12 protein-coding genes and 5 tRNA genes are annotated in these 12,202 nt (G+C 42.5%); 2 read left to right on the top strand and 15 right to left on the bottom strand.

Annotated elements, in window-relative coordinates; all coding sequences use genetic code 11:
* The 6 genes from ESZ50_RS06975 to ESZ50_RS07000 all read right to left on the bottom strand — a co-directional run bounded on the left by ESZ50_RS06975 (window position 1) and on the right by ESZ50_RS07000 (window position 2,937).
* Window positions 1-453 (bottom strand): MarR family transcriptional regulator, encoded by a 453-nt coding sequence (locus tag ESZ50_RS06975; protein WP_148622847.1) that lies wholly within the window; start codon window positions 451-453, stop codon window positions 1-3.
* A gap of 136 nt (window positions 454-589) precedes the next feature.
* Entirely contained in the window at window positions 590-1,336 is a 747-nt protein-coding gene (locus ESZ50_RS06980; RefSeq protein ID WP_148622848.1) for a DUF975 family protein, read from the bottom strand.
* 182 nt (window positions 1,337-1,518) lie between these two features.
* A tRNA-Gln gene (locus ESZ50_RS06985) sits at window positions 1,519-1,590 on the bottom strand.
* 97 nt (window positions 1,591-1,687) lie between these two features.
* Window positions 1,688-1,759: transfer RNA gene (locus tag ESZ50_RS06990), tRNA-Gln, on the bottom strand.
* A gap of 5 nt (window positions 1,760-1,764) precedes the next feature.
* Window positions 1,765-1,847 (bottom strand) — tRNA-Tyr (locus ESZ50_RS06995).
* A gap of 175 nt (window positions 1,848-2,022) precedes the next feature.
* The gene (locus tag ESZ50_RS07000) at window positions 2,023-2,937 is read right to left on the bottom strand and encodes a LysR family transcriptional regulator (RefSeq protein ID WP_148622849.1); all 915 of its coding nucleotides are present in this window, start codon (window positions 2,935-2,937) and stop codon (window positions 2,023-2,025) included.
* A gap of 124 nt (window positions 2,938-3,061) precedes the next feature.
* Here ESZ50_RS07000 and ESZ50_RS07005 point away from each other — a divergent pair, with 124 nt between their 5' ends.
* The gene (locus ESZ50_RS07005) at window positions 3,062-4,267 is read left to right on the top strand and encodes an NADH-dependent flavin oxidoreductase (RefSeq protein WP_148622850.1); all 1,206 of its coding nucleotides are present in this window, start codon (window positions 3,062-3,064) and stop codon (window positions 4,265-4,267) included.
* A gap of 65 nt (window positions 4,268-4,332) precedes the next feature.
* On the opposite strand, the gene ESZ50_RS07010 is transcribed toward ESZ50_RS07005, so the two are convergent.
* From ESZ50_RS07010 to ESZ50_RS07020, 3 genes are all read right to left on the bottom strand, one after another.
* A tRNA-Gln gene (locus tag ESZ50_RS07010) sits at window positions 4,333-4,404 on the bottom strand.
* Between the two features lie 5 nt (window positions 4,405-4,409).
* Window positions 4,410-4,492: transfer RNA gene (locus ESZ50_RS07015), tRNA-Tyr, on the bottom strand.
* A 65-nt stretch (window positions 4,493-4,557) separates the two neighbouring features.
* Complete coding sequence (locus ESZ50_RS07020; protein WP_246111527.1) at window positions 4,558-5,379, bottom strand: metallophosphoesterase; 822 nt, start codon at window positions 5,377-5,379, stop codon at window positions 4,558-4,560.
* Window positions 5,380-5,547: 168 nt separating this feature from the next.
* Between ESZ50_RS07020 and ESZ50_RS07025 the strand changes: the two genes are divergently transcribed.
* Window positions 5,548-6,990 (top strand): peptide MFS transporter, encoded by a 1,443-nt coding sequence (locus ESZ50_RS07025; RefSeq protein ID WP_148622852.1) that lies wholly within the window; start codon window positions 5,548-5,550, stop codon window positions 6,988-6,990.
* A gap of 47 nt (window positions 6,991-7,037) precedes the next feature.
* Here ESZ50_RS07025 and ESZ50_RS07030 read toward each other — a convergent pair whose 3' ends face one another.
* The 6 genes from ESZ50_RS07030 to ESZ50_RS07055 all read right to left on the bottom strand — a co-directional run bounded on the left by ESZ50_RS07030 (window position 7,038) and on the right by ESZ50_RS07055 (window position 12,198).
* Entirely contained in the window at window positions 7,038-7,529 is a 492-nt protein-coding gene (locus tag ESZ50_RS07030; protein ID WP_148622853.1) for a DUF1836 domain-containing protein, read from the bottom strand.
* Between the two features lie 68 nt (window positions 7,530-7,597).
* Window positions 7,598-8,770, bottom strand: a complete 1,173-nt coding sequence (locus ESZ50_RS07035) for an MFS transporter (RefSeq protein ID WP_148622854.1) — start codon at window positions 8,768-8,770, stop codon at window positions 7,598-7,600.
* A gap of 291 nt (window positions 8,771-9,061) precedes the next feature.
* Window positions 9,062-9,499: an OsmC family protein gene (locus ESZ50_RS07040; protein WP_148622855.1), complete on the bottom strand. Its 438-nt coding sequence runs from the start codon at window positions 9,497-9,499 to the stop codon at window positions 9,062-9,064.
* Between the two features lie 141 nt (window positions 9,500-9,640).
* On the bottom strand, window positions 9,641-10,753 hold the full coding sequence (locus tag ESZ50_RS07045) for a sensor histidine kinase (protein ID WP_148622856.1): 1,113 nt from the start codon (window positions 10,751-10,753) through the stop codon (window positions 9,641-9,643).
* Between the two features lie 21 nt (window positions 10,754-10,774).
* Window positions 10,775-11,464: a response regulator transcription factor gene (locus tag ESZ50_RS07050; RefSeq protein ID WP_148622857.1), complete on the bottom strand. Its 690-nt coding sequence runs from the start codon at window positions 11,462-11,464 to the stop codon at window positions 10,775-10,777.
* Window positions 11,465-11,481: 17 nt separating this feature from the next.
* A complete protein-coding gene (locus tag ESZ50_RS07055; protein WP_148622858.1) occupies window positions 11,482-12,198 on the bottom strand; it encodes a DUF1129 domain-containing protein in 717 nt (238 codons plus the stop codon).
* Between the last annotated feature and the right edge of the window lie 4 nt (window positions 12,199-12,202).

Below are 12,202 nucleotides of genomic sequence, written 5' to 3' on the forward strand. Positions count from 1 at the left end.
CTAGCCCCCTATGCAACGTTCTTCCAATTCTGTCAAAAAGCGGCTAATTACACCGACTTCATCCGCCGAGAATTTGTCCAAAACATTTAGATATGCACTTTGTGTATTCGCATGTGCTTTAACATGTTGTTGCGCTAATTCAGCGCCGGCATGTGTTAACGCCCAACGATTTGTCCGTGCATCGTCCGGATCTGAAATTGAGCTCACAACTGGTTCTTCACGCCGGTTTAAGCTCTTCATTGCCTTTGTCATCGCTGCTGGTGATATGCTCAATTTCCGAGCTAATTCGGCATTCGTCTGCGGACCATGCTGAGCAAGTAACATTAAAATATGCCCCTGCGTATTAGTCAAGATCGCTTCGTTATTATCAACTAAGACTTCTCGCTGGTTTTCTGCCAGCAAATGGATCTGATTAAGATAGTGATCTAGTTGCTCTGCAACTGCCTCGTTCATAATAAGTACCCTTTCTTATTTCTAAATTAAAATAGTTAACCAGTAAAGTATACCGGTTAACTATTTTCAAGACAAGCCCTAATTTTAAATTAGTAAAAAACAAGCCCTTCAATTTTGAAAGGGCTTGTTTCAGATTTTATAATTCATCATCAACTGATGGCTGCTTTGGTTGCAAAACCTCTACCTTTACTGCTGGCTCGTCTACGCCACCACGTAGTTCTACGAAGAACTCAGCACGTGCTGCAGTGTGGTATGGCACAACATAAATCGCAGCCAAGCCAAAAGTTAGCGCCATCAAGATCCACCAACCAATAAAGGTAAGATCTAACACAAATAGCTCCATCTTATGACCTAACATCAATTCACGTGATTCAGTCAAATATTCGGTTGCATTTGCAATTGGCCGATTGTTCTTTACGTCTTCGGCAAACAGTAGATCAGCCTGAGCATAGGAATAAGTCTTAATTATCCCAGGAACAAAAAGTAACAGACTCCAGAGAAAAATGAAAATGAACCGAACACCCAGAATGACAACAACATCCCGAATTGTATCGCCGTACCAAAAACGTACGCTCTTTGCATATGGTTCTTCAGGCACCTGCTTATCACGATACCATTCAACAAAGCCCCACATCGTCCCTAAAGCAAAAATACCGATAACAACACTGCTGAATAGTCCAGATGTGACAGACCCAGCAGCATATCTAATTGTTTCAGCGATTGCATGTTCGCTGATTATTCTATTTGGCTGACGATAATAACTAACGCCGATGTCTAGTAAATACCAAATAACAATGAAGGCTGATAACTTTAAAGACACGCCAAAATTAGGCTTCTTAATCAAATTACGGGCCTTTTGCCTGATGATATAACTATTATTCATATTTATTTCTCCTAAAAATCCCAAAGCTGATCAATATGTAACCCAATTCAACATATTCCTTTGCCAACCTCACACCAACACCCATAAAAAAACTGGAACAGAGCTGTCCCAGTATAATGAATCAATCTACACAATGCACTGGTGGTCCCTTGATTAACTTCAAGTTGCTTAGTTGCAAAAAATTGGGGTAGCTGGGATCGAACCAGCGCATATTGGTACCAAAAACCAATGCCTTACCACTTGGCGATACCCCATTAATCTTATTATCAGATATGGTAACAAAGCAAAAATCTTGTGTCAAATTTATACACATAAAAAGCCGGCAAGCGCACGCACTCACCGACCCTTTTATTGGGGTAGCTGGGATCGAACCAGCGCATGTTGGTACCAAAAACCAATGCCTTACCACTTGGCGATACCCCAATCAATGGGGGCTATAGGATTCGAACCTATGAACCCGAAGGAATGGATTTACAGTCCATCGCGTTTAACCAGACTTCGCTAAACCCCCGCAACAACAAAATATATAGTATCAATTAATCACAGTAAATGCAACAGTTTTGTTAAAAAAATTCACATTTCGGTCGAAATATATCATTTACATCACAAAAACATGCTCAGGGCGCTATCCAGAACCCCAACCAGACTTTCCATATTCTAATCAAATAACTCACTCCAACTATAGTCTAAAGATCCTGCCCCAACTGAAAGTCAGCGCCAATTTGTAACAATGCTTTTCTAAAAACCGAAAAAGTTGGCCCCTTTTTAAGATAAGCTAATTCAACTGGTGAGCTGATACCACTCAAGGGAGCAAAGCGGACGTCCATTTGCTTTAACCAGCGCTGATTTCTAGCAACGTAAAGCGCCGGCAAGATTGTCTGACCAACACCACTGATTGCTAATTCCGCGGCCGTCACAATATCCGGAACCTCCATAATTACCGGGCGTAGAATTTTACGCTCTTTGAGGTATTGATCAACCACCTGTTGATAATTTGTATCAGCCGGCAAAACAATCAGCGGTAGTTGGTTAACGTTGTGTAAGACGTCATTAGCTTGCTGGTGAGCTTGCCTGATAAAGGATCCATTCGTACCAAACAATCCTAGCCGATCGATAAAGATCGATTCGATTTGCCAATGCCCCTGATGATCCATAGGCATACCCACAAAATAATCAAGTTCCCCTGCCATCATCTTATATTGAGCATGCTTAGTTGTTAACTCGTCTAATTCGATCGTCAACTCAGGGAAACTTTCCTTCAACCGTTTAATCAAGGTTGGATATATAAGCTGTCCTAACGAGCGGTTTGTACCCAATTTCAAAACACCTTGGCTATATCCATTAAGTGTTTCCATTTTCAATTCAAAGTTGTGTGCGGCTTGTTCGGTCGTTGTTAAATAATCCAAGTATTGTTTCCCAGCGTAGGTTAAAGTCATAGGCTGATGATCACGATTCAATATCTGATTGCCAATTCGCTGTTCGGCCTCATGAATCGACCGCGTAAGGTATGGCTGACTTAAATATAGCACCTCAGCCGTTAAAGATAGATTTCCCAAATCTTGAATCGTTGCCAATACCTGGCGCATTTGCTTACCGTCCATGATCAAACCTCCTAGCCGAATTTAGCATAATTATATATCTAATTCGTTATTTCACAAGAGCCAATATCAACTGCATAATACAATTGTATAAAACTTGTGACTACTGGAAATTGGAGACATAACTATGACAGAACATAATTTTTTGCAACCATATACTTTTCAAAGCGGTGTTACCGTGGCAAATAGAATCGTAATGGCCCCTCTAACACAGGAAATGGGCAATGCCGATGGCACTGTTAGCCCATCGGAGCTCCGCTGGTATCGTCTCCATTCGGGTGATGCAGGTATGATCATCACTGGTTCATCGAATGTTTCTGAACTCGGTAAAGGTTTTGAAGGCGAGTTTGGGGTCTGGGACGATCGTTTTATTCCAGGACTTCGCGACGCCGCCTCTGCCATCAAGAGCCGTGGTTCAAAAGCTATCTTACAAATTTTCGACGCCGGACGCATTTCTTCTACTAAAATCCTTCGTGGTCACGACATCGTCAGCGCATCTGAAATTGCCGCTCCACGTGAAGGATATGAAACCCCACGTGCGCTATCCGGTGAAGAGGTTCTACAGACCATTAAGAATTTTGGCGAAGCAACCAGGCGCGCAATTGAGGCTGGCTGGGACGGCGTTGAAATTCACGGTGCCAATACCTACCTAATTCAGCAATTTTTCTCTCCCAACTCCAATCAACGTACCGATGAATGGGGTGGCGATTTAGAGAGGCGAATGCACTTTCCATTAGCCGTTATTAATGAAGTAAAGTCAGTCATCGCTAAATATGCAACTCGACCATTCATTATGGGCTATCGAATTTCACCAGAAGAGGTTGAAGAACCCGGGATTACCCTTGCAGACGCACACGCGCTTGTTGAAAAACTAAAAGATGAGCCTTTGGACTACCTCAGTATTTCATTGGGTTACGCTTGGCGAACATCGCTGCGTGACGAAAATGATAAAGAGTTGATCTTGAACAAATTTGTTAATCAAGTTGGTGACGCCTTTCCTATTTTTGTCGCCGGTCAAATTATCACACCAGCTGACGCCGACCGCGCCCTGAATGACGGTGCAACTTTTGCTGTAATGGGACTTGAGTCAATCCGTGAACCACACTGGGTTAAGAAAGTTATCAATAATGATGAGGACAGCATCCGCTATGAATTTTCACTTGCCGACGCTGAAGAATTAGGTATTGAGCCACCATTCCTAACCTTTCTTTTACGGGGATTCCGTAAGGCGCTACGTGTCTCAACCGATCCTAAAATTGATGCCAACGTTTACCAAAACATGGCTGCACCATATGAATCAACAAAGCGCAGTCGCGAATACCTAGGGAACTAACCCCCAGTCACACATTTAGAAAACAAAAAAAGCAACGACCTCAATCGGTCGTTGCTTTTTAATAGTTGGGGTAGCTGGGATCGAACCAGCGCATATTGGTACCAAAAACCAATGCCTTACCACTTGGCGATACCCCAATCAATGGGGGCTATAGGATTCGAACCTATGAACCCGAAGGAATGGATTTACAGTCCATCGCGTTTAACCAGACTTCGCTAAACCCCCATAAATAACTGTGATCAGTTAGTTGAACACTCTGCTCAACAGGTATTTATAATACAGGAAGCACCCTAGTTCGTCAACACTTTTATCGCAAGTTTGTCGATCCAAGTTGCCATGAAGGTTTCTTGGGTCCATTCTTTCAATCGACGGCGATTATATCCGACACTCGGATTATAGTATGCCACCTGCTGATGTTGCCGAACTGGTGCCGATATATGCATGTGTCCATAATAAACATTCTGAACATTTGGATACTGCTCAATTAAATTCCCCGTCCTTGGTGAACCCATGATTCCATTTACAAGGGCCCAGCGCGCATCATTTTTAGGGTACATTATATCATCACCAATTGGTGCAAAATGAGTAAAGAAAAGCACTTGTTTCTGTTCTTGATGAGATTTATCTAATAAATTGCCGATTTGTTTTAATACTAGATCTGTCCTCTCAATATCAGTCATCGGCTGTTTAATTTGTCGATCGAAATATAGATTCCGGCGAAATGAGGCGACTCTTTCAGGCTCCACACCTTCTGCAAAACGATAATCATACCAACCGTTATTACCAATAATCTGCCAGTTCGTGCCCGGAATATCAAGGCTCTGATTATGCAAATAGAGTTCATCGACTGGAGACTCTAACTCATCAAAACTAATCCCACGAGCCATATCATGATTACCAGCAATAAAGCGTACTAGCATTCCCAATCCGACCAACTCTTGTAATTTACGAACATACGCTAAACTCTTCTCGAAATCATTGAAAAGATCACCAGCAATTAGGTAGATATCGATTTTCTCATTTAATAGGTAGTCAGCTTGCATTTTAAGTATTTCAGCACTATCCAATTTATTAACGTCTAAATGGTTATCAGAACTGATTGCAACTCGCATAGATTCACCTCGCATGTAATATATGTTAATTATTGGAACAAAAACTTTATAAAATATTCTAAAAATGAGCAACTTATCAGATTATCGTTTACAAAGAGCCATTAAATGGGTTAAAGTATTAGAGATATCTTATAAATTAATTATACAGTTAAGGGGTTTAATAGTTGTATGGAAGAAAAAAAATTCTTGGGGCAGCCACGAGCGCTCTCGACATTGTTCATGACTGAGATGTGGGAACGCTTCTCATACTACGGTATGCGTGCGATCTTACTTTACTACATGTGGCACTTGATTTCGACCGGGGACCTAAACATCTCACGGACGACCGCCGCATCAATTATGGCCATCTATGCTTCAATGGTTTACTTATCAGGAGCAGTTGGTGGTTATATTGCCGACCGAATTCTAGGAGCCCGTCGAACCGTATTCTGGGGTGGTGTTCTGATTATGCTTGGGCACATTGCATTAGCAATGCCATTTGGAGCAAGCGCTTTGTTCTCCTCAATCGCCTTAATCATTATTGGTACGGGGCTACTAAAGCCCAACGTTTCTTCGCTAGTCGGATCATTGTACAAGCCCAACGATGCTAGTCGTGATGCTGGATTCTCAATCTTCGTCTTCGGAATTAACCTAGGTGCTTTCATCGCTCCACTACTAGTTGGAGCTACGCAAGAAGCCGCTGGTTACCACGTGGCCTTCGGTTTGGCAGCTGTTGGAATGTTCTTTGGTCTTCTCCAATATCACTTCGGTGGCAAGCGCCTAAATAAAGACACAAACTATCCAACTGATCCAATTCAGTCTGAAGAAATCAAGCCATTAATTGTTCGTATCACAATTGGGGTTGTTCTACTTGTACTTGTAGTTGCTTGGATGTTTATGATGGGTTGGAATGATGTCGAAGCCTTTATCCGGCTAATGACAATCATTGCGGTGATTATTCCCGTATCATACTTTGTCACGATGACAACTTCAAAGAAGATTACCAAAGAGGAACGTTCACACGTTTGGGCCTACTTGCCACTCTTCTTAGCGGCCGTGCTCTTCTGGGCCATTGAGGAACAAGGGTCAATCGTGCTAGCAACTTTCGCTGCTGAACGAATTGATACATCTTGGTTCCCTGCTGCATGGTTCCAATCTCTTAACCCATTGTTCATTATGCTTTACACGCCATTCTTTGCCTGGCTTTGGACGAAATGGCGCAAGAATCAACCTTCATCACCAACTAAGTTCGCACTTGGTCTGATGTTTGCTGGTGCATCATTCTTGTTGATGACCTTACCTGGGACGCTTTTTGGTACCGATGTTAAGGTTTCACCACTTTGGTTGGTTGGATCTTGGGCCCTTGTTATTATTGGTGAAATGTTAATCTCACCAGTTGGCCTATCTGTAACAACTAAACTAGCCCCTAAGGCGTTTATGTCACAGATGATGTCAATGTGGTTCCTAGCTGCCGCCGCTGGTTCAGCTTTGAACGCCGAGTTAGTTACACTTTACAACCCCGCCAATGAAGTTCAATACTTCTTCTGGTTCGGATCAGCTTCCGTTGCGGTTGGTGTAATTCTACTCTTCCTATCACGTTACATTCAACGATTGATGCTAGGAATTAAATAAACTAAAAAAGAACCTTGAAGTAATCACACTTCAAGGTTCTTTTTATATCACGCATTACGCATTAAAGCTAAGAGTTTCTCTGATTCCATTTTTTGATAAACAATGCTGGCTGCATCACGCATCAGTTGTGCTGATAATTCACTAGCAAGTAGCTCTTCAGGATCGATTGGTCCTTGCAGACGAGTCAGCAAACTGTTTACAAATTGATCATACGCCGATTTAGGATAATCATTAGCAGTAATCACATCAATCGCCGCCCGAATCTCTTCAAGGCTAAAAACCGGCTTCATCAATGAAATTATCAACAGATCAGCAATATGAATCGTTTGATACTTCTTTTTAATTGGTGCCAGCAAAACCTTCTTCTTAACATAGTTGTTAATCATCGTTGAGGTTACTTCAGGTAGTTCCAAAGGCTTCAAGACACTATTTACATACTCCACCAATTGATCCATGTATAGATCGATCACCGGTAGATCTTCCCAACTGGGGAAAGTAATCTTCTTTAAGTGTTCACGCCAGCGTTTATATTCTTCCATAACGTTCTACCCTCCTAGTTTTGCTATAACTCTATTTTAGCACACCTAGACTGTAAGACTATCTTATATTATTTACGAACATGGCGTCCGTGCATCAAATAGTAGGCAGCTAATACAAGAACTACCAAACCGGCCGCAAGATAATAAATATTTGCATAGCCAACCAAAGGCAAAATAAATCCTAATGCAAACGGTCCAACTCCAACACCCATATCGAAAAGTCCATAGAAAGTTGAGGTTGCTGCCCCAATTCGCTCAGGCGCAGAATGACGAATTGCAATTGCTTGACCAAAAGGTGAGAATGTCCCAAATCCAAGACCGACAAAAGCTGCTCCAAGAAGCAGTTCCCAACTCGAACTTGCCCAACCAGTCAAAATCAATCCAATCATAAAGAGCACCATTGCAGGGTATAACACATAGTTATCGCCCTTTTCATCAAAAATCCGGCCAGTAAACGGACGTGAGACTAATGCCATCAGTGCGTACACTACATAGTAAAGTGATCCGGCCGTAACCAAATGGGTCTGTGTTGTATATGACGCTAAGAAAGTCACAATACTTGCATAAGCTACACCAATCAACAAAGCAATGATCGAGATTGGCAAAGCAGTCTTCTCAAACAACGCGCCCGATTTCTTCGATTGCGCTGGCTTTTTGGTTGTCGCGTGCTGAAACTTGGGAATCTTAATGAAAAATGCCCCAACCGTTCCTAAAATAAGGATTGTGGTTGCCAAAGAAAGCAACGCCTCATAGCCAGCCAATTGATAGATAAATATACTCAAAAATGGTCCAATTGCGGATGCCATCGTCACTGATAATGCATAGTAACCAATTCCTTCACCTTGTCGTGATAAAGGCACCAATTGTCCGGCCAATGTTCCGGCAATCGTTGAAGCAATTCCAAAGCCAAAACCATGAACCAAACGCAATACTGCCAATAAAGCCACATTACTCGTGACAAAATAAAGAAGCGTTGTTACTAGATAGAAAGCAGTTCCCCAAATTAGCAAGCGCTTTTGATCCAATTTTGCCAACATCTTACCTGTCCATAGTCGACCAGCAAAGCCACCCACGATGAAAATACCTGACAACAATCCGGCAATTCCAGCGCTAGCATGGAATTGACTGGTTGCAACTAACTCCATAATCACTGTCAATAAATAAAATACTAAATAAAAGGCAAAGTTGAGCCCCATATTTAAAACAAACGTTCCTGTCCATAGTCGTTCTTTACCCGACATACAATTCCTCTTTCTTCCAACAAAAAATGGCTAAACTTTGATCAAGTTCGGCCATTTTTTAAAGCGACTACATCCTCTGTTGTGAATTTACTCAACCATGTCAAGCATCCAACAATATCAGTTCAGCTGATGTAAAGATTTTCAATTACACCAGTTTTTTGGCCCTCTGCCAAAAACAATTTAAAAACAACCTTACTAGTCTATCACAATCTACCCCTGCTTCGCCACTGCTCTGTATCCTTTATGTACTTAAAAACCCCTCGGTCTGAAGCCACCAAGGGGTTTTGTTTATTAATTCAAGCTTGCTTCTAAGGTTATCTTTACCCCACTTAAAGCCTTTGAGACAGGACAAGTATCCTTAACTACGTTTGCCAACTTTTGAAAATCTTCTGGGGTGATACCGTCAATCTTGCAATGGTTTTTAAGCTGAATCTGGGTGATTTCGGGCCCATTAGCCGTGATTGCAAACGTGACATTTGCTTGCGTATCAATACTCTCCGCCTTCAATCCTTGCTCGCCTAGAACCATCGAAAATGCCATGCTAAAACATGCGGCATGCGCAGCACCTAATAATTCTTCTGGTGTTGTAATGCTAGCGCTATGCTCTGCACGCGCCTTAAAATTATACGGTGTCTCTGTTAATACCTGCGACGAGTCCAAACTAATCAAACCTAAGCCATGCTCTAGGTCGCCCTGCCATTGTGCTGATGCTGTCGATACGTTTGCCATAATTCTCACTCCTCTATGCTCATCATAATCATCATCAATAACAATTTATTGATTACTGAAAGTATAAGTCATATCAGAATTTAATGTAAGCGCTTTATATTATCAACGAAAAAAGGTGGCCTCAAGCCACCTAGTTTCTAATTACGCTTCTTGATCTTGCAAAGGTAAACGAATTATAAAAGTCGTTAATTCCGCATTTGACTCTGCTCTCACTGAGCCACCGTGCGCTTCAACCACACTGCTAACAATCGCCAAACCGAGGCCAGTTCCACCAGTTTTAGTATTCCGTGAACTCTCTACACGATAGAAGCGGTCGAAAAGTCGATCAACTGATTCTGCCGGGATTTGTTCACCATTGTTAGCAATCCGAACTTCGACAACACGCCCATCATCAACAATTTTTGCTGCTAAACGAATGAAGGTTGCTCCGTCACCATATTTGAGCGCATTTGCAATCAAATTCATAAATACGCGTGCCAAACGATCTGGATCACCAGTCATCTCAATCGTTGAAGGATTTGTCACCGCCGAGATAACCACATCCTTATTCCGCGCTTCCAATTCATAATTGACTGCCAATTGCTGTAACATTGCTGCTAAATCAAGTGGTGCCCAATGTAATTGAAAATCGACTTGGCGCACTTGCGTATAGTCAAATAGATCTTCAACCAACGATTTCATTTGTCCCGCCTTATTATAGGCAATATCAGCATACTTGGCCATTTCCTGGCGTGGTAATTTACCGTCCACATCATTTTCAATCAATCCTAAATAACCTAAGATTGAAGTAAGCGGGGTACGCAAGTCATGCGAGACATTTGTTATCATCTCATCTTTAGATCGCTCTATCGCACGTTCCTCAGCCATTGCCGTTTGTGCTGAATCGAAGACATTATTGATTGCGCCTGTTAGTGGCCGTAGGCGCCAGCCGTACTTATTTACTGTCAGCCCTGTGCTTTTTGTTTCACGTGCGTGGACTTCTAACTGTCTAACTTCATCAGCCAATTTAATCAGCAACACTTGACTGTAAAATTCACGGACAAATATTAGCCATATTAAACAAACGATACCACCAACCGCCAGGACAGTCATTGGGTCATGTTGCCAACTGATCAACAATTGATGTAATAACAATTCTGACTGCCACCGACGTTCGAGCACCAACAACACGCCAACACCCGCAAAAACAAAAAGCAGGGCCGAAACAAAGGTTTTGACCCAAAAAATCAGCCAAGCAATTCTACTTTGTTGCATCCCTACTCTCCTATATTTAATTTACAGAACTTCAATTTTGTAGCCAACACCCCATACCGTCTGGACAACTTGATTGCCACCAGTTGCGGCCTCCAACTTGTCTCGTAGATGTGAGACGTGGACCATCACCGTCTTAGCTGAAACAACTGATTCTTGTTGCCAAACACGTTCAAAGATATCGTCAGCTGAGAATACCCGATTTGGATGTGATGCTAACAAATAAAGAATTCCAAACTCAAGGGCTGTCAAACCAACATCTGAACCATCGGCTGTTTTAACTTCATGACTGTCTTTATTAATTGTCAAAGCCCCAATATCCAAAACTTCTGGCGTGATTTGTTGCATTGCGTTCGTTGAACGACGTAGCAAAGCGCGAACACGTGCCATTACTTCCAATGGATTGAAAGGCTTCGTCACATAATCATCAGCACCAGTAATCAAACCTTGAATCTTATCCATCGCGCCTGACTTAGCAGACAACAACAAAATCGGCACAGGATTGTCCTTACGCACTTCTTTAACAACTTCAGTACCATTCATCTCGGGCATCATAATATCTAAAATTACAAGACCGATATCTGGAGTCGTTCGCAAATGCATCATTGCTTCCTTACCATCACTGGCAATCACTGGTTCATAGCCTTCATTTTTCACATAAATCTCGAGGAGTTCAGCAATCTCGTGATCATCATCTACAATCAAAATTTTCATTGTTTCGCCCTTTCAGTCTAACGATTTCTTGGCCGACGTGTTCCGCCCAAAAAGCCTCCAACGATTTTAGTCCGTGCCCGCCAATAACGGAAGGCAAAGAATGTGATCGCAGCCAGTACAAGGTAAACCCAGCCTGGCATAATTGGATTCACAGCGGCTGGTAGACCTGCCAACAGCAAGTATAGGCCAAACCATGCCACGAATAGTAATGCAGCTCCTAAGAATTTCACAATTCTCGAACCACCCTTAGCAGCTAAGAACTTAGTTGCCAATGAGAAGAAGATTGCTCCAAAGACGGCCGTACCAATCAATGACGTTAATCCTGCCGCCCCGGCTGATTCACGTGAAACATTGCTACTAAATGCCAACATAAAGCCAAACATGACCATGAATAACATTCCAAACGCCATCGCGTTATCTAATACTAACTGCCAAAATGGATGAGCCGCATAAATTTGGTTTGGCGTTAAGCCTTCCTCTTCAACGGCAACCTGCTTGGCCAAGCCAAGAGCCTGAGCCGGCGTTCCAAACATTTGTCTAGCTGTCTGACCACTCTTTTGGCCTTCCAATAACTGTGCTTGAATCTTCATTGCTAGTTCAGCCTGTCCCGGCTCAGTTGCCAATTCAACCACTTGATGCATAAAGAGCTGGTTCCGATTGGTTAATCCAGAGTTTGCCAGCTCAGCCCGACTTGGTAACTCGGGAGTGGTCGCTTGTTCGTTTACTTCAGTCATATCT

It is taken from the genome of Weissella muntiaci, assembly GCF_008107635.1.
Taxonomy (GTDB): domain Bacteria; phylum Bacillota; class Bacilli; order Lactobacillales; family Lactobacillaceae; genus Weissella; species Weissella muntiaci.

Excerpts from the sequence above, each read along its gene's own strand:
- ESZ50_RS07030 (WP_148622853.1), bottom strand. The coding sequence starts at position 7,529 with ATGGAAGAATATAAACGCTGGCGTGAACACTTAAAGAAGATTACTTTC.
- ESZ50_RS06980 (WP_148622848.1), bottom strand. The coding sequence starts at position 1,336 with ATGAATAATAGTTATATCATCAGGCAAAAGGCCCGTAATTTGATTAAG.
- ESZ50_RS07020 (WP_246111527.1), bottom strand. The coding sequence starts at position 5,379 with ATGCGAGTTGCAATCAGTTCTGATAACCATTTAGACGTTAATAAATTG.
- ESZ50_RS07000 (WP_148622849.1), bottom strand. The coding sequence starts at position 2,937 with ATGGACGGTAAGCAAATGCGCCAGGTATTGGCAACGATTCAAGATTTG.
- ESZ50_RS06975 (WP_148622847.1), bottom strand. The coding sequence starts at position 453 with ATGAACGAGGCAGTTGCAGAGCAACTAGATCACTATCTTAATCAGATC.
- ESZ50_RS07005 (WP_148622850.1), top strand. The coding sequence starts at position 3,062 with ATGACAGAACATAATTTTTTGCAACCATATACTTTTCAAAGCGGTGTT.
- ESZ50_RS07045 (WP_148622856.1), bottom strand. The coding sequence starts at position 10,753 with ATGCAACAAAGTAGAATTGCTTGGCTGATTTTTTGGGTCAAAACCTTT.
- ESZ50_RS07035 (WP_148622854.1), bottom strand. The coding sequence starts at position 8,770 with ATGTCGGGTAAAGAACGACTATGGACAGGAACGTTTGTTTTAAATATG.
- ESZ50_RS07050 (WP_148622857.1), bottom strand. The coding sequence starts at position 11,464 with ATGAAAATTTTGATTGTAGATGATGATCACGAGATTGCTGAACTCCTC.
- ESZ50_RS07025 (WP_148622852.1), top strand. The coding sequence starts at position 5,548 with ATGGAAGAAAAAAAATTCTTGGGGCAGCCACGAGCGCTCTCGACATTG.
- ESZ50_RS07040 (WP_148622855.1), bottom strand. The coding sequence starts at position 9,499 with ATGGCAAACGTATCGACAGCATCAGCACAATGGCAGGGCGACCTAGAG.
- ESZ50_RS07055 (WP_148622858.1), bottom strand. The coding sequence starts at position 12,198 with ATGACTGAAGTAAACGAACAAGCGACCACTCCCGAGTTACCAAGTCGG.